At 29.4% G+C, this 21,315-nt stretch carries 22 protein-coding genes, 7 tRNA genes and 1 other RNA gene; 13 read left to right on the plus strand and 17 right to left on the minus strand.

The window, feature by feature from the left end:
* Positions 1–62: 62 nt before the first annotated feature.
* Positions 63–956, minus strand: coding sequence for a hypothetical protein (locus RAH34_RS04385; RefSeq protein WP_306595287.1), 894 nt, complete (start codon positions 954–956; stop codon positions 63–65).
* A gap of 550 nt (positions 957–1,506) precedes the next feature.
* Positions 1,507–2,103, minus strand: coding sequence for a Crp/Fnr family transcriptional regulator (locus RAH34_RS04390; RefSeq protein ID WP_306595288.1), 597 nt, complete (start codon positions 2,101–2,103; stop codon positions 1,507–1,509).
* A 407-nt stretch (positions 2,104–2,510) separates the two neighbouring features.
* On the opposite strand from RAH34_RS04390, the gene RAH34_RS04395 reads away from it, so the two are divergent.
* On the plus strand, positions 2,511–2,783 hold the full coding sequence (locus RAH34_RS04395; protein ID WP_306595289.1) for a hypothetical protein: 273 nt from the start codon (positions 2,511–2,513) through the stop codon (positions 2,781–2,783).
* A 52-nt stretch (positions 2,784–2,835) separates the two neighbouring features.
* Here the strand turns inward: RAH34_RS04395 and RAH34_RS04400 are convergent, their stop codons facing one another.
* The 13 genes from RAH34_RS04400 to rpsU all read right to left on the minus strand — a co-directional run bounded on the left by RAH34_RS04400 (position 2,836) and on the right by rpsU (position 7,626).
* Positions 2,836–3,258, minus strand: coding sequence for a hypothetical protein (locus RAH34_RS04400; protein ID WP_306595290.1), 423 nt, complete (start codon positions 3,256–3,258; stop codon positions 2,836–2,838).
* A gap of 375 nt (positions 3,259–3,633) precedes the next feature.
* A complete protein-coding gene (locus RAH34_RS22785) occupies positions 3,634–3,837 on the minus strand; it encodes a DUF3127 domain-containing protein (protein WP_373427977.1) in 204 nt (67 codons plus the stop codon).
* On the minus strand, positions 3,837–5,087 hold the full coding sequence (locus RAH34_RS04405) for a hypothetical protein (RefSeq protein WP_306595291.1): 1,251 nt from the start codon (positions 5,085–5,087) through the stop codon (positions 3,837–3,839). Before RAH34_RS04405 ends, RAH34_RS22785 begins: the two co-directional genes overlap by 1 nt.
* A gap of 107 nt (positions 5,088–5,194) precedes the next feature.
* A tRNA-Thr gene (locus tag RAH34_RS04410) sits at positions 5,195–5,266 on the minus strand.
* Positions 5,267–5,308: 42 nt separating this feature from the next.
* Positions 5,309–5,381, minus strand: a tRNA-Gly gene (locus RAH34_RS04415).
* 85 nt (positions 5,382–5,466) lie between these two features.
* Positions 5,467–5,547, minus strand: a tRNA-Tyr gene (locus tag RAH34_RS04420).
* Between the two features lie 18 nt (positions 5,548–5,565).
* Positions 5,566–5,642, minus strand: a tRNA-Thr gene (locus RAH34_RS04425).
* 89 nt (positions 5,643–5,731) lie between these two features.
* A tRNA-Gly gene (locus tag RAH34_RS04430) sits at positions 5,732–5,804 on the minus strand.
* Between the two features lie 89 nt (positions 5,805–5,893).
* A tRNA-Tyr gene (locus tag RAH34_RS04435) sits at positions 5,894–5,974 on the minus strand.
* An 18-nt stretch (positions 5,975–5,992) separates the two neighbouring features.
* A tRNA-Thr gene (locus RAH34_RS04440) sits at positions 5,993–6,066 on the minus strand.
* Positions 6,067–6,175: 109 nt separating this feature from the next.
* On the minus strand, positions 6,176–6,466 hold the full coding sequence (locus RAH34_RS04445; RefSeq protein ID WP_047435429.1) for an HPF/RaiA family ribosome-associated protein: 291 nt from the start codon (positions 6,464–6,466) through the stop codon (positions 6,176–6,178).
* Positions 6,463–7,350, minus strand: coding sequence for a tyrosine-type recombinase/integrase (locus RAH34_RS04450; RefSeq protein ID WP_306595421.1), 888 nt, complete (start codon positions 7,348–7,350; stop codon positions 6,463–6,465). The genes RAH34_RS04445 and RAH34_RS04450 overlap by 4 nt, the downstream gene beginning before the upstream one ends.
* 78 nt (positions 7,351–7,428) lie before the next feature.
* Positions 7,429–7,626: a 30S ribosomal protein S21 gene (gene rpsU, locus RAH34_RS04455; RefSeq protein ID WP_034693154.1), complete on the minus strand. Its 198-nt coding sequence runs from the start codon at positions 7,624–7,626 to the stop codon at positions 7,429–7,431.
* A 269-nt stretch (positions 7,627–7,895) separates the two neighbouring features.
* Here rpsU and ssrA point away from each other — a divergent pair.
* Positions 7,896–8,297, plus strand: a transfer-messenger RNA (tmRNA) gene (gene ssrA / locus RAH34_RS04460).
* Between the two features lie 157 nt (positions 8,298–8,454).
* On the opposite strand, the gene RAH34_RS04465 is transcribed toward ssrA, so the two are convergent.
* Entirely contained in the window at positions 8,455–8,979 is a 525-nt protein-coding gene (locus RAH34_RS04465; RefSeq protein ID WP_306595292.1) for an antirestriction protein ArdA, read from the minus strand.
* 752 nt (positions 8,980–9,731) lie between these two features.
* On the opposite strand from RAH34_RS04465, the gene RAH34_RS04470 reads away from it, so the two are divergent.
* The 11 genes from RAH34_RS04470 (at position 9,732) to RAH34_RS04520 (ending at position 20,854) form a co-directional block, all read left to right on the plus strand.
* Positions 9,732–10,175, plus strand: coding sequence for a hypothetical protein (locus tag RAH34_RS04470; protein ID WP_306595293.1), 444 nt, complete (start codon positions 9,732–9,734; stop codon positions 10,173–10,175).
* Positions 10,175–10,537, plus strand: a complete 363-nt coding sequence (locus tag RAH34_RS04475; RefSeq protein WP_306595294.1) for a hypothetical protein — start codon at positions 10,175–10,177, stop codon at positions 10,535–10,537. Before RAH34_RS04470 ends, RAH34_RS04475 begins: the two co-directional genes overlap by 1 nt.
* Before the next feature lie 7 nt (positions 10,538–10,544).
* Positions 10,545–10,988: a hypothetical protein gene (locus RAH34_RS04480; RefSeq protein WP_306595295.1), complete on the plus strand. Its 444-nt coding sequence runs from the start codon at positions 10,545–10,547 to the stop codon at positions 10,986–10,988.
* A 240-nt stretch (positions 10,989–11,228) separates the two neighbouring features.
* Positions 11,229–13,430 carry a sigma factor-like helix-turn-helix DNA-binding protein gene (locus RAH34_RS04485; RefSeq protein ID WP_306595296.1) on the plus strand — a complete coding sequence of 734 codons (2,202 nt, stop codon included), beginning with the start codon at positions 11,229–11,231 and terminating at the stop codon, positions 13,428–13,430.
* Positions 13,427–13,606 carry a DNA modification system-associated small protein gene (locus tag RAH34_RS04490; RefSeq protein WP_306595297.1) on the plus strand — a complete coding sequence of 60 codons (180 nt, stop codon included), beginning with the start codon at positions 13,427–13,429 and terminating at the stop codon, positions 13,604–13,606. Before RAH34_RS04485 ends, RAH34_RS04490 begins: the two co-directional genes overlap by 4 nt.
* On the plus strand, positions 13,603–15,714 hold the full coding sequence (dndD, locus tag RAH34_RS04495) for a DNA sulfur modification protein DndD (RefSeq protein ID WP_306595298.1): 2,112 nt from the start codon (positions 13,603–13,605) through the stop codon (positions 15,712–15,714). The genes RAH34_RS04490 and dndD overlap by 4 nt, the downstream gene beginning before the upstream one ends.
* Entirely contained in the window at positions 15,695–17,272 is a 1,578-nt protein-coding gene (locus RAH34_RS04500; protein WP_306595299.1) for a DndE family protein, read from the plus strand. Before dndD ends, RAH34_RS04500 begins: the two co-directional genes overlap by 20 nt.
* A 146-nt stretch (positions 17,273–17,418) precedes the next feature.
* Positions 17,419–18,225, plus strand: a complete 807-nt coding sequence (locus RAH34_RS04505; protein ID WP_306595300.1) for an endonuclease domain-containing protein — start codon at positions 17,419–17,421, stop codon at positions 18,223–18,225.
* A gap of 152 nt (positions 18,226–18,377) precedes the next feature.
* A complete protein-coding gene (locus RAH34_RS04510) occupies positions 18,378–19,244 on the plus strand; it encodes a hypothetical protein (protein ID WP_306595301.1) in 867 nt (288 codons plus the stop codon).
* Positions 19,241–19,591: a hypothetical protein gene (locus RAH34_RS04515; protein ID WP_306595303.1), complete on the plus strand. Its 351-nt coding sequence runs from the start codon at positions 19,241–19,243 to the stop codon at positions 19,589–19,591. Before RAH34_RS04510 ends, RAH34_RS04515 begins: the two co-directional genes overlap by 4 nt.
* Before the next feature lie 174 nt (positions 19,592–19,765).
* Positions 19,766–20,854, plus strand: a complete 1,089-nt coding sequence (locus RAH34_RS04520) for a retron St85 family RNA-directed DNA polymerase (RefSeq protein WP_306595304.1) — start codon at positions 19,766–19,768, stop codon at positions 20,852–20,854.
* A gap of 53 nt (positions 20,855–20,907) precedes the next feature.
* On the opposite strand, the gene RAH34_RS04525 is transcribed toward RAH34_RS04520, so the two are convergent.
* On the minus strand, positions 20,908–21,294 hold the full coding sequence (locus RAH34_RS04525) for a hypothetical protein (RefSeq protein ID WP_306595305.1): 387 nt from the start codon (positions 21,292–21,294) through the stop codon (positions 20,908–20,910).
* Between the last annotated feature and the right edge of the window lie 21 nt (positions 21,295–21,315).

Below are 21,315 nucleotides of genomic sequence, written 5' to 3' on the forward strand. Positions count from 1 at the left end.
TTATTAAACCAAATTCCCCACTGTTAGGTGGGGATTATTTTACGTAGTCAGAAGAGGTTAAGCTACATTAATTGCGTTATAAATTCATTTATTTTTGGAAGAGCGTCATAAATACCTCTACCTGCTAAAGAAGAACCAACACTTGCGCACCATGCCATTAGTTTTTTCCCAAATTCAGGCTTATCTTTATTATTCTCCGCTAATATTGTATTTAATTGCTGTATTTCGTTATCGTTAACTCCTAAGTCTTTCAAATTTTTCTCTTGTTCAGTAGAAAGTGTGTTATTATACTCAGAGGATATTGATATATTAGACCCTGCGGCATTATTTAAGTTGTTGTTTGGCGCGTATATATTGTTTGTAATGATATTTGAAACAGTCTCATTATTTTTTAGATTATTCTCAAAATCATTTTCTAAATTAGGAAATTGTTCGTTTAAGTCCATAAGTATATCAAGGAGTTTGTTTTTAGATTGTTCAATTATATTTTGAATGTGCGCTTTGCTAACAATTTTATGTCCAGACCTTATTACTCCATTTTGTGATTTAACTCTACTCTCATAAAGCTTGCTGTATGCTGTTACTTTTTCAATTGGTAGATTTATTTGAGCTTGCGCTCCTGGTAATTCCTCTAGATTATTTTCAAGTGTTTTTACAGAATCTATGATTGTATGGAAATAAGTATTTAATTTGGTTGTTTCTGCAAAAACATCAGGAATTAAGACCTCAATATCCAATATTCTTCCAAATTGAAACTCGGCCACTAAAAACGTTTGGGAGGGTATTATTCTGTATCCAGGTATATTTTCACCATCTTCGTAACCTTCTGCCTCACTCTTTAACCATTTTTTAAATTGTTCATTCTTTACTTTTGATTCAATTATTTTTGAACGAGTGAGTGCTTGTGATAAAGAAATATTATCATATGCTATATCTATTATTAACTGTTTTATCATATAAAAGAATAGTTTTTCAAATATACAAACAGTCCGAACTATAGCCTTACGGTTTCCCGTAGAGTTATGACTACAGCCTCACAGTATATTTACGGAGTTTTTAAGAAACAAGTACAACAAAGTTTTTTTTAGCCTCCTCCTGGGAGGTTTTTGTATATAAAATGCCTCCCATTATTGAGAGGCAGCATGAATAAGTAGTCGATAATTCGAGCTATCGATTAATCAAATTTAATAAGATTATGGGAGTTTATGGTATGATCTCAATCATAAGCATTACTTCAGAAAATCTTTATTTTTAAATGTTTTTAGAATGTTTAACAAGAACACTTTTTTACCTCCCAGTTGTCCGGGAGGTTTTTTTGTGACCTTGATCATAAATCTTTTAACAGGGAGTTATTAAGTTTGTACTGTTAATAAAATTTTTAACATAAGTTTTTATGCCTCCCGATGCCCTGGGAGGTTTTTTAGTTTTTGTAAAACAAAACCCTACTTCTATTGGAGGGTCAATTATTGATAACAACTATATAATTTGTAAGATAAACGATTAATGTTAATACAATAGTTTCCTGCCATTAATTTTAACAATATTTTCAATTTCCATTTTTTTTAAATTGCGAATAACTGTTTCAACCCTAAGGCCTGTCAAGTTTGCTATTTGTTGTCTTGTATATGGAATCTCTACTCGTTCATAAAAATTGGAAGTTTGCATACTTTTAAAGTAGTCTAATATTCTTTTGATCTTAATTTGTGGATCTAAGCTTGATAATCCATATAACATAATATACTTGTAATAAAGTCTATCTGACATCAGTCGAAATAACTCCTTAACTACAGAAGAATTTTGTTCTATTAAAGCAAAGAAGTCTGTTATAGATAACCTAAGAATCACACATTCTGTTTTTGCAGTTGCGTTCATTGGGTAAGGTTGTTTGCTAAATAGCAATGATTCACCAAAACTCTGTCCATTCGATAATATATACTGTGTGAATTCCTTACCATCTTCGTGGTAATTATTAAGCTCAACCGTTCCCGTTACTATTTGAAAGTAGAATTTAGGTTGGGAACCTTCTTGGAAAATTACTTCTTTAGATTTGTAATTTTCGTAAGTTGCTCCATGTGTTAGGAGAAGTTCTTCACTAATTAACATATCTGAGAATTTTTTACGTTAACATTTAAATTTATTAGCAAAAATCTGTGGTTGATTGCATATCAAAAAATAAGCCAAAGCAGAAAGTATATTTTTATGACTTTACTCACAAGCCTAATATCAGGGAATTTGTATTTTTAGATGTTTTTAGAATGTTACAAGAAGAGCACTTTTTATCCTCGGAGAAATCCGCGAATTTTTTATTTAAAATATTATATTTGAATTCTCATTTTCTATAAAATGAGTTAGTAATTAATTTGTCCCTGGAGAGATCCGGGGATTTTTATTTTCTCCGACTCGTGAAAAGGCATGTTTCTATATACTATTAATCCGTAAAAAAATAACATTGTTATTAATTGTAACATTAATTATTTTGTGATTGTTACAAAATGTGTCAATTTTGAAGCATGAAATTAAGAGGAACCATCAAAGAAGAAACCAGCCCTTCAAAAAATACTATGATAGTTGAATTTGAAGGTGATAAGAAAAAGCAGTGTTTTGAAGTGAAATGCTCTTTTAATCCACATCTTCATAGGCTTAGGAAATGGGATGTTGTAGATATGTGGATTAAATGGGAGAGTGAAGTTTTTGAAGACCCAAAAACGGGAGATAAGTCATACTTTACACATTTAATTTGCGACAAGGCAATTGAATTTGTGACTAATTATGGAAAAAGATAAAAGAAAAAGGCGTATCGTTTTAGATGCGCCTTAATTTTAATATTCTTTTAGGTTAATTTTTTTCACCTGTCATTATTCCACTGTAATAAATCTTTTCATTATTGTATTTTACTATAAATTCTTTTTGACCAGGGTATTTTTTAGAATCAGAAACTTTAAAGTCTATGTATTGATCTATAATATAAAAATCACCATTGTCTCGTACAAAAGCAATTCCAGATCTTTCTCCGTTTGGGTCTTTGAATTTTACTTTATTGTCTGATTGAATTGATATATAATATCCAGCAGTTTCATCATGTCCAAAATTAGGATCATTTAAATATGTGTAGTGTTTTATTTTCCAGTACCCAATTAATTCAGACGGCATTGCTTTAACTGGAAGCTCCTGTTGTGGTGAGGAATAGTCTTCATTATTACCACAACCAGTAATAATACTTAAGCTAAATAATGATAAAATAAATAATAGCTTTTTCATGATTAAATTTTGAACAAATATAAAAACATTTAAATAAATCGATTTTACGGAAAACCGTAAATAAATTATGAACCAATTTAGTAGCGCGGAATTTTCCGTTGTACTTTTATAACTTTCTGTAAATCAGGGTATGGCGAAATTTTTACATGGTAATAATCAGGTTTAATTTTTTGCTTACCCACTTTGATAAGCAAAATAAATTTTAAACACCCCAAAATTGGTGTATTTAAAATCAAAAGCTGACGACGGTAATTCCTAGGGCAGATAAAAGGGGGGTCGCATTTCACGACTCCCCTATTTTTAATGCTTTATAATTTTATTTGCAACAATAGTATTGTAATATCTAACAGAACCGTCTTTTCCGTTCCATCCTTTTCAAAAAATCGTAATTCTGATCAAAACCCTATCGCCCGGCTTAAAAGGGTCTATAATGTCAATATGAAGAGAATGTAACTCAATTTTTAAAGTTTGAGGAAATCTTTCTTCAGTAATAAATACGAACTCTCTTTTTTCAAAATTAGATTTGAAAGTTTGTATTGCTTCAATGCTTTTTATAACTCCGATTATCTCCATAAACATTATTTTAAAGCAATTCTTTTTAATATCTCGTTATTCCGGTTCTGCTTTCCTAAGGTGTATTTACCGGTTGTTTCTGGTGAAAGGTGGCTAGCCATACCCTGAGCTAAATTAATCGGAACAATTGGAGCTAATTCTACATTATTCTGTAGTTCATCCAATTTATCAAGGAATAAATGTTTCCATGTGTAAAAGTTAACATCTACTTTAATAGCTTTTTTTGTTATCGGGTGAATTATATCATCAGCCATTTTCACATTGTTTCTCCACCTTCTTTGGATCTGCTTTGAGCTAATCTTTTTCAATCCGGGCTTCAGATCTTCTGAAAATAAAAAGTCATCATCATTTTTACATTCTAATAGTACCTGCTTCCAGTATGGGATCGCTGCCGGGATGATAATCTTTGTAACCCACTCGTATTTTTTTCGTTTTTTTATAAGGACTTTATACTCTTGATTTTCTATATAAACGTGTTTTTTCTGCACCCTGAATAACTCTGTAGAGCGACCTCCAGAATATCTGAATATATTAGTATATCTGTAAAACGTAGGGTAATTATCATGCAGGTACTGCAATACTGTAGAAATAATTATTTCGTCTTTGTAGACTACTCTTTCTTTAGTGTTTTCAACTTTCTTTTTTAGTGAAGCAACAGGATTAAATTCCACACATCCATATTCCAGTAATTCATCAAACATATTTTTAAGGCATGATCTATGTTTGTTAAAAACAGACTCAGTCGTGTATATCTTTTCCAGAATGTTTTTCATGTGAAAAATCTTAGTATCAAAAATTTTTAAGTTGGAATACCCTAGCTCCGGAACTGCAGCTTCAATTTGATTTAAAATTTGCCGGGACAGCTTTACATAATCTTCTTCATAGTTCATTTTATCTCTAACAATCCATAATGCATTCATGAAAGGCATTTCAGGGTATAATGATTGGTTGTTCATAACGGACTTTGTGATCGGATTATAATTTTCATTATCCAGTCTTGTCTCCATGAGTTCTTTATACAGTATTGCAGTCCTTTTTAGGACCTGTAAAGAATCCGAGGAAAATTTTCTCCGGTATTGAAATCCTTTTGGATATTTGTCTTTGAATTTTGGATCGTAAAAGCGACATTCAACGGCCCATTCAGTAGGAAATTCAGATTTCGGTGTGAAATCTAAACAGTCTTTTGGTAGAAAATAAACTCCGGTTCTGTGACAACCGTTTAAGAGTTTAGTCAATTCTGCGTTTCGTTTTCTCATTGCGGTAGATTTAATGTTGACGTTAATGTTGACAATCATTTAATATCTACCTCCGTTAAGGTTATTTAAAAAAGCGAAAAACCGTTGTGGGAAAGGTTTTCTCTTAGAGCCAACTACGGGACTTGAACCCGTGACCTCTTCCTTACCAAGGAAGCACTCTACCGCTGAGCTAAGTCGGCATCAACTAAAAAAATCATACTAAGCAGCATGATTTTTTGTTGAGCGGAAGACGGGGGTCGAACCCGCGACATTCAGCTTGGAAGGCTGACGCTCTACCAACTGAGCTACTTCCGCAATTTTGTTTCCAAAACTATTGGTAAACGCTGTGCAAAACTAAGAAAATTTATTTAATCTTGCAAGTTTTTTATAATATAAAATGTGGGGAGAGCAGGATTCGAACCTACGAAGCCGAAGCAACTGAGTTACAGTCAGTCCCATTTAGCCACTCTGGAATCTCCCCAGATATTTTATATTAAAATGGAGCCTCCAGAGGGATTCGAACCCACGACCCCGAGATTACAAATCACGTGCTCTGGCCAACTGAGCTATGGAGGCATTTTAATAAAGGACTGAAACTGATCGAGAAACTCTACTCTACACATTTCAGTGTTAAAAAAAATCACCTTTATGGTGTGATTTCTTTGAGCGGAAGACGGGGGTCGAACCCGCGACATTCAGCTTGGAAGGCTGACGCTCTACCAACTGAGCTACTTCCGCAATTTTGTTTCCAAAACTATTGGTAAACGCTGTGCAAAACTAAGAAAACTTATTTAATCTTGCAAGTTTTTTTTTATAAAAATATAAAGTGGGGAGAGCAGGATTCGAACCTACGAAGCCGAAGCAACTGAGTTACAGTCAGTCCCATTTAGCCACTCTGGAATCTCCCCAAAAGTTTATATTTTATGAGCCTCCAGAGGGATTCGAACCCACGACCCCGAGATTACAAATCACGTGCTCTGGCCAACTGAGCTATGGAGGCAAATATAAAAAAGAATTCAAAAGATCGCTGTTCCTTTTTTGCGAGTGCAAATATAGAACGGATTTTTTGAATTCTCAAATATTTTATAAACTTTTTTTAACTTTTTTTTCTATGCCATTTCTTTTTTCTTGATTAGTAGCTTTTTAGCAGTATCAACACAAAGGTCCAAACTTTCCTCAAAACTGGTGGAAGTCTTCTTTACTACGATATCGTCTCCCGGAACCGCCAAAATAATCTCGGCTGTTTTATTTGCTTTATCAGCGTTATTTTCTACTTTCAAAAATACCTTACATTCCTGAATCTTGTCATAGAAGGTATCCAATTTGCTAACTTTTTTGTCGATGTGTGACTCTAGTGGTTCGTGTGGTGTTAAACCGATTGATTGAACTGAAATCTTCATAATTCTTCTTTTTTTGATGCTCGAGGGTGAGCCTGATTAAACACTTTTTTCAATTGTTCAATATTAGCATTCGTATAGACTTGAGTACTGGCAAGGCTGGAATGCCCTAATATTTTTTTCACTTTGGAGATCTCCGCCCCATTATCCAAAACGTGAGTAGCAAAGCTATGCCGAAGGATGTGAGGACTTTTTTTTTCTTTCGTTGTTATAAGACTAAGGTACTTATTAACTACCACATAAACAAATTTTTCATTGAGTTTTTTCCCTTTCTTATTCACGAAAAAATATGATTTAAATTCTGTCTGTGGATTTCTTATTTCCAGATAACTTTTAAGGAGTTCAGACAGTTCATAGGAAATAGGAATTACCCTTTCTTTATTCCCTTTTCCTATTACTTTTAATTCATTTTCACATAAGTCAACATTCTCAAATATCAGGCCACAAAGTTCCGCTTTTCGCATTCCGGTCTGATAAAGAACCTCCATAATACATTCTTCAAGTACATCATGTACCTGTTCGAAAATTCTTTGATTGAGATCTGTCATTTCCTCTTTAGATATAGGAATCTGTTTTTCAGCGTAAAACTTCAGAGAAGAAATACCTTCGGTAGGAGAAACTTTAATCTCCCCTATTTTTAAAAGAAAAAGATAGAAGCTACGGAGCGAGGATAATTTTCTGTTGATACTTCTTTTGGAAATGTCATTTTCACTGAGTTCAACAATAAAATTCCGGATAATCTTTTTGTCTGCCTTGGCTAAATTGTCGGAAGATTCCGTTCGGAGAAAGAAATGGGAAAAGTCTTCAAGGTCTTTTTTGTAGCTTGTGATGGTATGAGGAGAATATCTTTTTTCGAATTGTAAGTATTCTAAAAACTTTTCCAGCATCATAGGTATAAAAATAAAAATTCACTCCTCAAATATAAGAATTTAAGAAGTGAATTAATATATGGTTAAGAAAAAATCTTAAGCCTGCTCTTCTTTGCTAAGCGCTCTTTGTTTGTAAGCCGCTTTTAGTCTAGCTTGTCTCAAAGTTACAGAAGGCTTAATAAACTGTTGTCTAGATCTTAATTGACGAACAGTTCCTGTTTTATCAAATTTTCTCTTGTATTTTTTTAAAGCTCTGTCGATGGATTCACCATCTTTTACTGGAATTATTAACATATTTTACATCTCATTTTGGATTGCAAAACTAGACAATTTTTATGAGAACACAAAATATATTGCAACAAACAATCGCTGCTCCACCTTAAGTCCCTTAAAAAACCCCGTATTAAAGCCTGTTAACAAACAATAATATTTTTATCCACAATGACCGGATATTCAATTCTTAAAACTTCAGGTTACTCATTTTGTTTCCTAATTTCTATTAAAACCACCAACATTAATGAAATGTAAACAAAAAGCATTATCTTTGCATTCACTTTATTCATGGGGTTGACTGGTTTCGACAGCAAGACCAATGGGTAAGTAAGCATGCAGAGAACCGTAGCGCGATCTCTATAATCCCTTGCTACAAAATTTTAACTGGCAACGAAGAGTTCGCTCTTGCAGCTTAATATCGAAGTATAGTAGATCAAGCGTTTTCCCGAAGATTTCAGTAGGGAAGCAAGATATTCCACAAATGCTCTGTTCTGCGGCGTTTGATCCTGGGATATAGGAATGCAGAAATAAGGCTTTAGAAGCTTTGGCTAAAGCTCGAAAACTTCAGAAGATAAGCTGGTAGTTGGGTGTCTATCCTCTGCTTCCAGTCGAAAAACAATGGTAGAATAAGCATGTAGAAAGCTTATGTATTGCTTGTTTGGACGAGGGTTCGAATCCCTCCAACTCCACTTTTTAAGCTAAAGAGAATTTGTAAATTATTGAATTTTAAATAATTACATTTTCTCTTTTTTGTTTTGGTGTCCGAAATTGTTCCCAAACATTTTTACATAGTCTCTTGATTAACGGAATACAATTTAATTATAAATACAAATATATAAAATAGTTATTTTAAGCCTTGAAATAATGTCCATTACTTTCAAAATAATCAAACATTATACTCCGTGCAGTTGCACTCCAATCAATTACTACCCAATTAGGAATATTAAGCGTGTCATCTTCGTACAGCCATTGTACAAAATCTTCATCACTTCCATGCTCGCCGTAATAAAAGTTGTTTACATATTCATACAGGCTTGAAAAATCCATTTTGCCTAAACAGTCTAAACACGCTTTGTAAACTTCTACATCATGCCCTGAATCATTAATTTGTTCCAGAACATCGTATATATCTTTTGATATATGGCACTCACTCAATAGTCCTAGTTTTTCCAGAATCGGACATTCATAGTCCTGAAACATAAATTCGGGGTCGGCTTCATCAGAATGAAGTTCATACATCGCTGTAAGTAATTCGTCGTAATCGGAATAGTCCGAAAGGTTTAACCATTTACCGTAAAGGCTTCCGTTGTTATACTTGGCATACGTGCCACAATAGATACTAGCAGTATCAAGACAATTTTGTAAATTTGTCATAGTCGATAATTTTAGTTACGTTAAAATTTATTGATGTTGCCTTGTCGTGCTCCAACACTTCAAGGCTTTTTTATGTATAATTTAAGATGTATTTTTAGTGGAAAGTCGCTGTTAAAAGCAGAGTAAAGATACATGAAAACATCCATAAATACAAGTGTTTAAGCTCGTTTTAACTTAAAAAGTAATGCTTTTAAAAAGATTTTAATCGTTTTGGAAGATGGCAAAAAAGTAAAAACAGTTTCAAAAATCCTAATTTGAGTATAGGGGGTATAGCAAATTTTTTGCTGAATAGATGTACCTTTTTATGACTGGTAGGTTGACTCTCAAAACCTCTATATAAAATTTCAGAATTGGGATACAGAGGATTTCCATATAGGGTTTTGACACATTGGGGCAATTGGGAACACAAATATTAATAGCTTTTCTCTTAACTGTTTTATGATTTTATAGAGTATTGATAAAGAAAGAATAAAACTACCATACATAATTACAAAATTTCATATCTTCGTAGCTGAATTTTATCGAAAAAATATAAAGCGTTAGCTTTTATTCTGTAAATAGGAAATCTCGCAAATTAACTAATGTTACACAGAATAAACAGTTGATGCCTCCACCTACGGCGTGGAGGCTATTCTTGTTTGTGTAACACGGTTTCGCGAGAACCTCCTATTTGCAAAATGAGTTTAGTCCTCTACGCTTTTTGCATTTATTAATCTTTCACTTTAGGGACTGAGTGACACAACAAATCACTTATGATAAAAACACTCATACCACTTTTTGTATTATGTGCTATTTCCTGCGAAAAATCTAAAATCAACCCTTCAACAAAAGACGATCCATACATCGATTCTTTAATGACTGAAATCAAGGCTAACGAAAAAGTACAGTTTGATGAAATTAATCATAAACTTAAAGAACATTCTAAAGCCCAGTCGCAATACTTATTTGTAAGATTGGCCATTACGGAAAACCAAATTAATCAAATAAGAGAAGCTAATATTGTTTCTCCTATTCAGGAACTCGATCATTTTAATGATGAAATCAAAGCCAGAATTGAAGATCAAGTAGTCGGTGAATACCTTAATTCTCCCAGCACAGCAGTTTATCATGGAAGCATAACAAAAAAAGAAACTTTTGTTTTCAACAGTTACACAGAAGCAAGTCAAAAAAGAAACAGTTTTTTAATTTCTGAATAATGAAAACAAAGTTTAGTATAAGTTTAGTATTGATTCTTACAATACAAACTATTTCAGCACAGATAAAAACATTCAGCTACAATATGGTTCAGATTGTCAAAAATATGAATGTAACAGAACTTGCAACACGTAAAACCAAGATTGTAATTGATAAAAAGAAAAATACAATCAGTACAATTGATTCTGAATTTGCAACACCATATATCTATAAAATTGAGGGAAGCTGTGATATTTTAATGCAATCTATTTTTTGTACAGTAAGAGATAATCAAAACAGGCTTATTTTCTTTTCATACAATAAAAATCGATTGGAAATAATGGATTTATCGGGAAACGGAACAAGATATATTAACATTAAATAATATTAAAATGAAAAAACAATTATTTTTAGCATTAATGCTTACAACAACATTATCTCTTTTAAACATAAACTGTTCAAGTAATGACAATGAGGATAACGGTACACAACAAACAAATCCTACAACAGATCAATACTTCCATCCTCCCACATGGATTCAAGGCAGTTGGGCAGTAACCAATGGAACAATTACCAACAAGATTTTTAAATTTACAAATTCAGATTTTATATCATTGGCATCAGGCTCTGAAGTTAGCCAGACAGGATTAATTAAAGCACATCCTTATGGTGGAAGTGTTGATGAAACTTCTAACACGTCAACATCATATATTTTTGATGTGAAGTTTACCAATTCGGGAGTAGTACAACATTATGAATTTAAACAGGTTTCAGCAAATCAAATTCAGTGGAAAGATAACACTAATGGGACTTGGTTTGATTTAGTGAAATTCTAATAAAAATAAGAACCTTGACCAAAGCGGTCAAGGTTCTTATAGACATATATTTTAAAAGAAAAAATTAGTTCAAAATACAGGGAAAATACGGATATAACTTTAACTGTTTTTTTATTATAATTGCTATCATATAATATCAATAAAGTGATTTTTCAATCAAAATGCGGGAAACCATAATTTCAATACTAAAAAAAACTTTAAATTGACAATTGAAAATCTAATAACGATTATTTAAGATAAATGACAATAAATGAAATTTACGAAAGTGAAGACATAAGTGTACGTTCTTATAATATTTGTAAATATAATGGACTGGATTCTATTGAAGAGTTAATACAGTACTATATAACGCATGGCTCGTTTGAAAAACTTAGAAATTGTGGAAGGAGATCCAGTGAAGAATTGATTGAAGTTTGTAAAAAATATCAGAAAATTATTTCGGAAAATATTGTAAATGATGCAATGCAGGGAAGGTCTTTAGAAGAAATAATTTCAAGTTTAACAAGAACACAAAGAGAAGTTATTAATAGTTTTATTGTCATTAATTCACATAGTTTATCCGTAAGAAGTCGAAATGGCATTGCTAAGTTTATAGATGGAAATTTCAAAGTAAAAAATTTCGCTGAAAAACTTTTACTATCTCAAAACTTTAAAATAAGAGATATTGATAATATTGGGGCAAAATGTATTCCCGAGTTAGATGTTTATATTTCAATTGTAAAAGATTTTATATTAGAAGTGAGTCAATTAAATGATGAAAAGCAATTGATATCTTTAAAAAATGAATATTTGATACAGAAGACATTTTTAATATCAAAAATCCCAGCTAAAATATTAGAATCAGAGAATATTTTTCAGATTGTTGATTTTTTGCTAAATAAAAATGCTTTTTTCAATGAAAATTATACTGTAATAATGAAAAAAGGATTAAAGATTTATCGAAACGAAAAAGTATTAACTCTTGATGAAATTGCACTAGAGATGGATTTGACAAGAGAAAGAGTCAGGCAGATAAGAAAAGATGCTTTGGAAAGCTTTTATGAAAAATTATTGTTTATTAAAAACTTTAATGATAACTTATTTCAAAACTATGGATTAGATATTTCTACGAAGCAAATTGAAATAACAGACGAGATAATGATTAGTGTAAATAATGTGAATGATACTAATTTTTCAAAAGAATTCATTTCTTTCCTATTGTCTGTTTATTTGAATGACGATTTTTCTTTGCTTGGAAATGTTGAGGATGTATTATTATCTCGATTTTTTACTTCTCGAAACAGACATAATTGGAACAACATATATTTAATTCGCACAAACATTATTGATAATTTGGATTTCAGTTTGTTTGTAAACGATGTAGAAGAAAGAATAAACGAGCGGATTGAAGAAACTTATTCTTTCAATTTTAAAAGCTATTTATCAAGATTTATTACAAAATTTGAAATTGAAACAATTGATTCGGTTTTTCCTGTAGCTGAAAAAATAATAAGAGATGAATTTGAATTGTATCTTGATTTAGATGATAATATTGTATTTAAAAAAAATACCATCAAACAATCCTATCAATATGCTTATGAAGCTCTTGAAAACTTAGGTCAACCATCCAAAGTTGAAGAGATTTTAAAAAAAATTATAGAATTGTATCCCAATTATGATACGGATCAAAATAAAGTTCGAGCTTCAATGAAAAGAAAGGATGGATTTGTTCCAGTTGGTAGAGATAGTATATTTGGTTTAAAAAAATGGGAAAAAGAATTAGAAGATTTTAAAGGTGGTACAATTAGAAGTATTGCTATTGAATTTCTTGAAAAATTTAATGAGCCAAAACATATTTCAAGCATCACAGAACATATATTAAAATATAGGCCAAAGTCAAATGATAAAAGTATTTATTATAATTTAAGAATTGACGAATCTAAAATTTTCATTTTTTTTAAAAACTCTCATATTGGAATAAATACTAAGACTTATGAAAAAGAGTTTGAAATCTTGGATGTTTCTGATATTAATGAACGTAGCTCTTGGGAAGACCGATTTGAAGATTTAAATGAATTTCTTTCAACTGAAAAAAGGTTGCCATTTTCTAATAATGATTTTTCGGAAGAAGAAAATAAGCTTTATAGATGGCTTAATGTGCAAAAAAGAAAGATTAAATTTAAAGAATTAGATGAACAAAAAGAAAAATTAATTATTGAAGTTTTTGATAAATTCCCACCAACAAATGGTAGAAGACGTTTAAACTCAATTGAAAAGTATAATGAACTATTTGATTTCATTGTAAATGAACGCAGATTACCTAGCATAAATATAGAAGGAGAAGAAAAACTTTACAATTTCTTTTACAAACAACGAAAGATGTATAGTAATAATGAACTTGACAATTATGAAAAAAAATGTTTTTTAAAGGTAAATAAAATATTAAATGATCAAAATTTATGAAAATAAAAGAAACCAAAATATATCAAAACGAACGACTTAAAGAGATTTGTTCAAATAAGGGAGTTGACTATAAATCCTTACAATCTTTGCTAGACTCTGTGAAAGCCAAAAAAATAAAACGAGTAAACTATCATCAACAAAAAATTGTTGATACAATTGAAAAAGGAATAAAATGAAATTTTCTAATATAAAAATCAGCAATTTTCGACAATATTACAATACTGTTGATTTTGATTTATTCACTAATGATGAACGTAACATTGTAGTTATTGGTGGTAAGAACGGGTATGGTAAAACTAATTTTCTACTTTCTATTGTTTGGTGCTTATATGGAGAGAAAATTTCTCAAATAGATGATAATTTCAAAAAAGAAATTCAAAAAGAAAAAAATTATTCTTCATTTATGCAACAGTCAATAAATTGGTCTGCACAAAAAGAAGGAATTGATACTTTTTCGGTTAGTATTCTTGTTGATGAAATTGAATTACCTGAAATAACTAAGTTATCTTCTACTACAGATAAAATAATAATAAGCAGATCCAGAAATACAGCAAATACAGAAGAGAAATTATCAATTATTGATCCAATATCAGGTTTGGATGTATTCGATGATGATGACGATAAGTTTAATTTCATTAATGACTACATTATACCTATAGATGCGGCTAAGTTTGTGTTTTTTGATGCTGAAAAAATTGCTGACATTGCCAATCTCTCTATTAAAGAAGAAGGAAGTTTTATAAATGATGCACTTGGTAAAATATTAGGCCTAGATACTTACGAAGCTTTAATTGATGATTTTGAATTTTATATTAATACCTTAAAAAAAGAAGGAGCAAATAAAAATCTTCAAGAGCTAATTATTGATAAAGAAAAAGCTATTGAGCTATCAAACTTAGAAATTGAAAAATCAGAAGAGGAGAATGCTGAGAAACTTAAAGAAATTGATGAATTAAAAAAGCAAATTAGACATTTCGATAATTTAATTTCTCAAAATAGCAAACAAATAAATTCAAATTTCGATAGAGAGAAAGTAATTTCTGAGATACAAGAGTTAAAGATAAAAGAATTAGAACTTACTGAAAAGTTTAGTGAATTAAATGAGATTTTGCCATTAACTATTTTAGCTGGAAAGCTTGAAGAAGTTAAAGAGCATATTTCAATTCAAGAAAATAATGATATTTCTCAAAAAGCATGGAAAGAAAATGCGGAAAAAATAGAAAATTTTATTGAACTACTTTTTAACAAACCACCTGAGCCTGATAATTCAACAATGTCTTTTAAAGACAAAAGTTTCTATTATGAAAAAGCAAAGCGTTTAGGCGGTGAGCTTTATATTTCTGGAGATAAACATCAGGAAGTAGAGTTTGAACACGATTTAAATAATGCGGAAAAGAGTTTGATTTCTAACGCTATTAATTTTGTAAATTCTCAATCAAGCGATTCATTTCAAAGTATTGCAGAGGAATTAAACATTACTACTTTGAGAATGTCTGATTTAATAAAAATATTAAATCAAGCAGATGCTGATTTAGAAGATGATATTATTTTGGAATATTTTGCCGAAAAAGAGACAACGGAATATAGTATAACCTTGAACAATCGAAAAATTGGGGAAAACAATCAACAAATCAACAAATTAAGAAAGGACATAACTCGTTTTAATCAAGAGCTGATTAGTCTTAGAAATAAGGTTGATATTAATGCTCAAAACAAATTAAAAATTAAAGAAGCAGAAAAATATATTGACACACTTAATATATTTTTAGAGGAACAAAAAAGTAAACATAAGAATAGCTTAGAAAAAACAATTCTTAACGAATTAAAAGCCTTGATGCATAAACTTGCAAGTGAAGAAAATAATAGCAAATTTATTGAAGATGTCAAGGTTACAATTTTAGCTTCTGGGCAAGGAATGAAAATTACACTACTTGATCAAGATGATACTGAAATTAGAAAGGAAAGTTTATCATCAGGAGAAAAACAGATTTATATTTCTTGTTTAATTAAAGCTATCTTAAATGAATCTGTCCAAACGTTACCGATTTTCATTGACACGCCTTTAGGAAGGCTTGATGAAGAACATAGAGATGGAATTACTAAAAAATATTATCCTACTTTATCAGAACAGGTTGTTCTTTTCTCAACTAATAGTGAGATTACACCTAAAAGATTTAAAGATATTTCAGAAAATATTGCAAAGTCTTATTTGTTAGTTAATGACGGTGTAAATACTAATTTAAAAAACGGCTATTTCCATAATTATGAGAATAACATTAAGTAAAGAAAATGATGAAATCCTATATAATCTTAAACAATTATATACTTTTAAAAATGAAGGAATCGCTCCTCGCATCGCTTTTGCTTTAAGTTTACAGTCAGGCAAACATTTTAGTTTAGAAAATGAAATTATTCCAAAATCTGATGGTAAGGAATTTAGAGACGATAAAGCTCTTTTTGGCACTATAATAAATGATACTTCCAATGTTGTTATTTTCAAAGCAATATTAGATCAACATTATAATAAAAATACTTTTGAAGATGAATTTATAAAATTATTTAAGCTCCATTTAAATCATGGTTTGAAAATATGGAATGATGATTTAGAAAACGGAGATATATCTAATGGAAATCACATAGATGTTTTATTAAAGTCTCTTAAAAAAGGTTTAAATTTAAGATCTAATATAACTCATGTCGCTTCAGGCAGAAAAAGGTCGAATGTTAAAGAATTCCAAGAATTGCTATCATTAGAGATTGGAAAATCAGAAAATAATGAATCAATTATTATTAATATAAACGATTTACGAGAGTTTGATAATAGAAACATTGCAATTGCAGGCATGGCAGGTTCTGGAAAAACTCAACTTATAAAAGATATTCTTTATCAAATTTCTAAAAACTCTAATAATGAATTGAAATTTATATTCTTTGACTATAAAGGAGAAGGAAATCCAGAGCAGTTAAAACCATTTTTAAAAGCTACTAATGCAAAATTTGTAGATATAGTAAATGATGGAGGTGTGGATTTTAATCCTTTTTTATCTATTAATTTAGAAGAAAGACAAAGACCTTTTAGTATACGAGCATTTGTAGATACAATTTCTACATTTGTACCAAGAATGGGAATTGCTCAAGAGAATATTTTGATAACATTAATCAATGATTTACTTGATAGGAAGAATGGTATATATCCAACGATTACAGAATTATTTGAAGATTTAGAAAATTATTATGAGGAAAATACAATTAGACAGGATACTTTATATTCTGTAATAAGAGATTTATCTACAAATATTTTTAATTGTGATCCAAATAATTCAGATGTTTTAAGCCAAAGCTTATATTTGAATTTACCTCCTGCTCTTTCTGATACATTAAGACAGTTGGTGGTATTCCTTTTATTAAGATATTTTAATTCTTATTTCAGTTCTACAAATGACTGTGAGCCTAAAGATTATATATTCCCAGTTCGATATGTAATCGTGATAGATGAAGCCCATATTTATTTAAAAAACAAGAATGCTAGAAAAGCGCTCGAAGATTTATTGAGACTTTTAAGGTCTAAAGGAGTTATTGTGGTGATGCTTTCACAAGGTGTTGAAGATTATAAAACAAAAGATTTTGATTTTGCATCACAAGTTAAATTACCAATTTGCCTGAATGTACAGAACAAAGATTATAAAGCTATTAGTAATTTTGTAGGAACTCCCAATAGTAAGTATAAACTCGAATCTGAAATCAAAAAACTAGATTCAGGAAAAGGATTAATAAATATTGGGGAACCTAAAACAATTGAATTAAAACAGTGGTGGAAAACTAAAATAGATGAAAATTTGTAAAGAATAAATCTTTGAGTATTAAATATATTGGCTCAATTTAAAAGTCACATTTTAATAATAAAGAAAAGGGAAAGTTTATTCTAATAGAAGATGATATAGAATATATTTTTTGTTTTTTCTATACAAAATTAGTACATAAAATACATATGCTACCAAAAGATGAACTTTCTCTATTAAGAAAAAGCTTGGAATCAAAAGAAAGTTTCCAGCCATTACTTCGTTTCTTTGTACAAAAATCTATTGAAGAAATTAGAGCAAAAGAAAAAGATCCTGAAAATCAACTTAATTATTCAAATTTCTATTCCGCTTATATTGAAAATTATTCGAAGTTGCATGCTGATTTGATTTTTGAAAACTGTCAATCACCAATCGAAAGGATTTTTATTAGCTCACTACTTCTTTTATTCATAAAAAATGGAATTCTTGGATTTTCTATCACACCTCGTTTGTATGATATAGAAGAATGTATGAAGAATTATCGTAAAAATCATAAGGCAATTTTAAAACTAATTGAAAATTATAAAGATGATACAGGAGATTTTAATTTAACAAATTTTAAAACATTCTTCAAACAAAAATATATTGATATTGGAAAATATACTGAAACTGATTATTATGAAGTTTGGGAGCATTATTACATAGTTAAAAATTTCACCTTTAATTCTTATCACATTACAATACAACCTGAATTTCCAAATCTTAAAATTGACAATAAAAGTATTAGACCTGACATTCTAGTCTGGTGTCCTGGAAATAAAAAAATAAGACTTATTGTAGAATGTGATGGCTTTCAATTCCATAGCTCAAAGAAATCTTTCGAAAACGATAGAAAGAGAGACCGTCTATTCAAATTAAAAGGCTATGATGTAATTCGGTACTCTGGTAGTGAAATTTTCAAAAATCCAGCAGGTGTAAGCGAAGATTTGTATAAGTTTTTGAAAAATCAGAAATAAAATTATATATTAGATTCTAAAAGGAATCGAAAATCACCTTTTCTTACAGAAGAAAAAATGATCTTCAAAATCGAACAAATTTAAGGTGGTATTAGTAGAATATTAAATTTACATAAGCTTACTTAAAATAGAATATTCATGAGAATTTAATTATGACGGAAACAATTCTTTATAGATCAAAACGTGTGTTAGAATATGATGATTTCAGTCGTCTTATTAATATGAATAATAGATTCTCTTGGCTAACGGATAATTATGAAGGGCTATATGAGCTATGGAGTCATTGTGATAATGATGATGAAAAAAAATTAATTGAGTTTTTAATTGATAATTTTCGTTATACAACAGCATCTGATCTGAATAATAGCGGAAATTCAATTGCGAATCAAATTGAAAATATTTGGAAATTAGAATCTCATAATACTTATATTGTTGCGACATGTGATGATCGAAAACCTGACGGCTCTCAAGCATTTATTCAGTCCATAAAAAATAAATTCTCAATTACTTGGGAAAATAATAACTTTTATAATAATTTACTTGAAGCAGCTCATAAATTGGAAGATAATATAGAAATTGTTTTAGTTGATGATTTTATTGGAACTGGGGATACGATTAAGAAAAAATCTACTTATTTGATTAAAAAATTAAATGAGCGCAACATTAATAATTTTAAAATTAGAGTAGTAGCCTTTGCTGCAATGGAATTCGCAAAAGAAAAAATAGATAGACTTAATCTGGAGTTTTATTCTTACATATGGCTAAAAAAAGGTATTAGCGAATTAATTACTGAACAAGCTAAACGTAAAAAAGCTATTTTGATAATGAGCGGATTGGAAGATAAATTAGGGGAAAATTATAAAAACTTAAAACTAAGCAGATTAAGATTTGGCTATAAACAATCAGAGTCACTTTTTTCATTAGAATCATTTAATATTCCGAATAATGTATTTCCAATTTTTTGGTGGCCTAAATTAAATGATAACAAATATTGTAAAACATTATTCCATAGATTATGAAACTTTTTAGTGAAGACATTATCATTTTAAGAGAAATATATACTTTTAAAAAAGTTTATTTGTACGATCTTCATAAGAAATATAAACTTTCACCTGCACAAATAATTAGAAGCCTTAAAAAATTTTCAGAGAAAAAGATGTTGGAATATAATAATGTAGAATTTTTCATTACACAAATTGGAGTAGATTGGATAGAAGCTAATAAAAGTTTTATTTTTCTTAAAAGATTTGAATATATTTGTTCTTATGATGATAATTTATATAAAAGAAATAAAATAGATATTAATAAATTATATAAACCTAAAATCTATAAAATAGATTATACATTATTTAAGGAAGGTGAATAAAATTTTAGCAGATTGGAGGTGCAGTCGCCTCAGGCTTAAACGGTAGTTTAAATCTACATTAGTATATATACTAATTAAGTTCCTAACAGAACTTAATCACTAAATTTTACTAACGTAAATTTAGTAATGAGAATAATATTACACAGAAAGTAAATAAATCACCTTCCTTTAACTATGAATCAAGATTTAGAAAATTGGTTTTTTTTTATAGATAAATCATTTAAAAAAATAGAAGTACGAAACGCTTTAAAATTATATGTAGAAAAAATACTTTTAGCTAATTCTCCTATAATATTTGAATTTAATCATTTATCTCTTTTATTAGGCGTAGAGAGAGAATTTTTATCCAAAATTGTAAATAAACCAGAATTATTTTATCACCAATTTTACATTCCAAAAAGAAATGGTGAATTTCGTATTATCAATTCACCAAATACTCTCCTTTTAGAAATACAAAAATGGATTTACAAAAATGTATTATGTCCTATTAAATTGCATGAAAACTGTATAGGATTTCGTAAAGGTTATAACATAAAACATAATGCATCTAAACACCTTAATAGTAATATTATTCTAAAGATGGATCTAAAAGACTTTTTTCCATCAATTAATAAAAGACGAGTTATAGCAGTGTTTAGAAATATTGGATATACAAGAAATATTTCTTACACGCTTGCTTCGTTATGCTGTAAAGAAAATAGTCTTCCTCAAGGCGCATCCACCAGTCCTTATTTAAGTAATATAATTGCAAAAAGATTAGATGTTAGACTCAATGCTTTATGTAATAAATTTGACTTAAATTATACAAGATATGCTGATGACCTTACTATTTCTGGGAGTTTTATTTCTAAAAAATTTATTTCTTATATATCGAAAATAATAAATGACGAAGGTTTCATAGTAAACGAAACAAAAACAAGATTACTTTACAAGGGTAATAAAAGAATAATCACGGGGATTTCAATATCTTCTAATAAATTGACAATACCTAAGAAAAAGAAAAGAGAGATTAGGCACATAATTTACTTCATAAAAAAATATGGAACTAAAGAACATTTAAATTATAGAAAAATTTCTGATCCTATTTATTTAGAAAGGCTTTTAGGATATTTATATTTTTGGAAATTTGTTGAACCTGATAATAATAAAATAGAATCATATATTTTCACAATAAAAGTAGAACTAAAAAAACTATCAGAAGCCTACGCTGGTTTAAAAGAAAAACAAATTGAATTTATTGGAAAATTTTTAGAAAAAAAATAATATTAAAATAAATTGTTTAAAACTCTCTATTTTCAAAAATTTAAAATTTAATTTTAAGATTTAGCAATAATACTTATATGCTGATCTGAATAAATAAGATTGACTGTTGTCATGTTATCTTCCACATATCTAATACCTTTACTTGTTAATTTGCCCACTCTAATAGGGCTTTCCAACCATTCAATCTCTTTCTTAAAAGTATAATCTGAAATTAAGTAAGAAGGCTTATTTATTATTGCATAATCTTTTCCCAAATTATCTTTAATAAAAAAATGATCATCTTCCATTTTAATATTTCCAGCTATGTTTTCTTTACTAATAATACAAGCTTTAAATGTTTCAGGTTCATTGATCCATTCTAAGAATATAATAGGATGTTGATTTTTTTTGGTATTCCAGAAAATATCACCTTTTGTAAATTTTAATTTTTGAGTTTGCATGATTATTTAATTTAAAATTTG

The sequence above is a fragment of the Chryseobacterium sp. WLY505 genome, assembly GCF_030846215.1.
GTDB lineage: Bacteria > Bacteroidota > Bacteroidia > Flavobacteriales > Weeksellaceae > Chryseobacterium.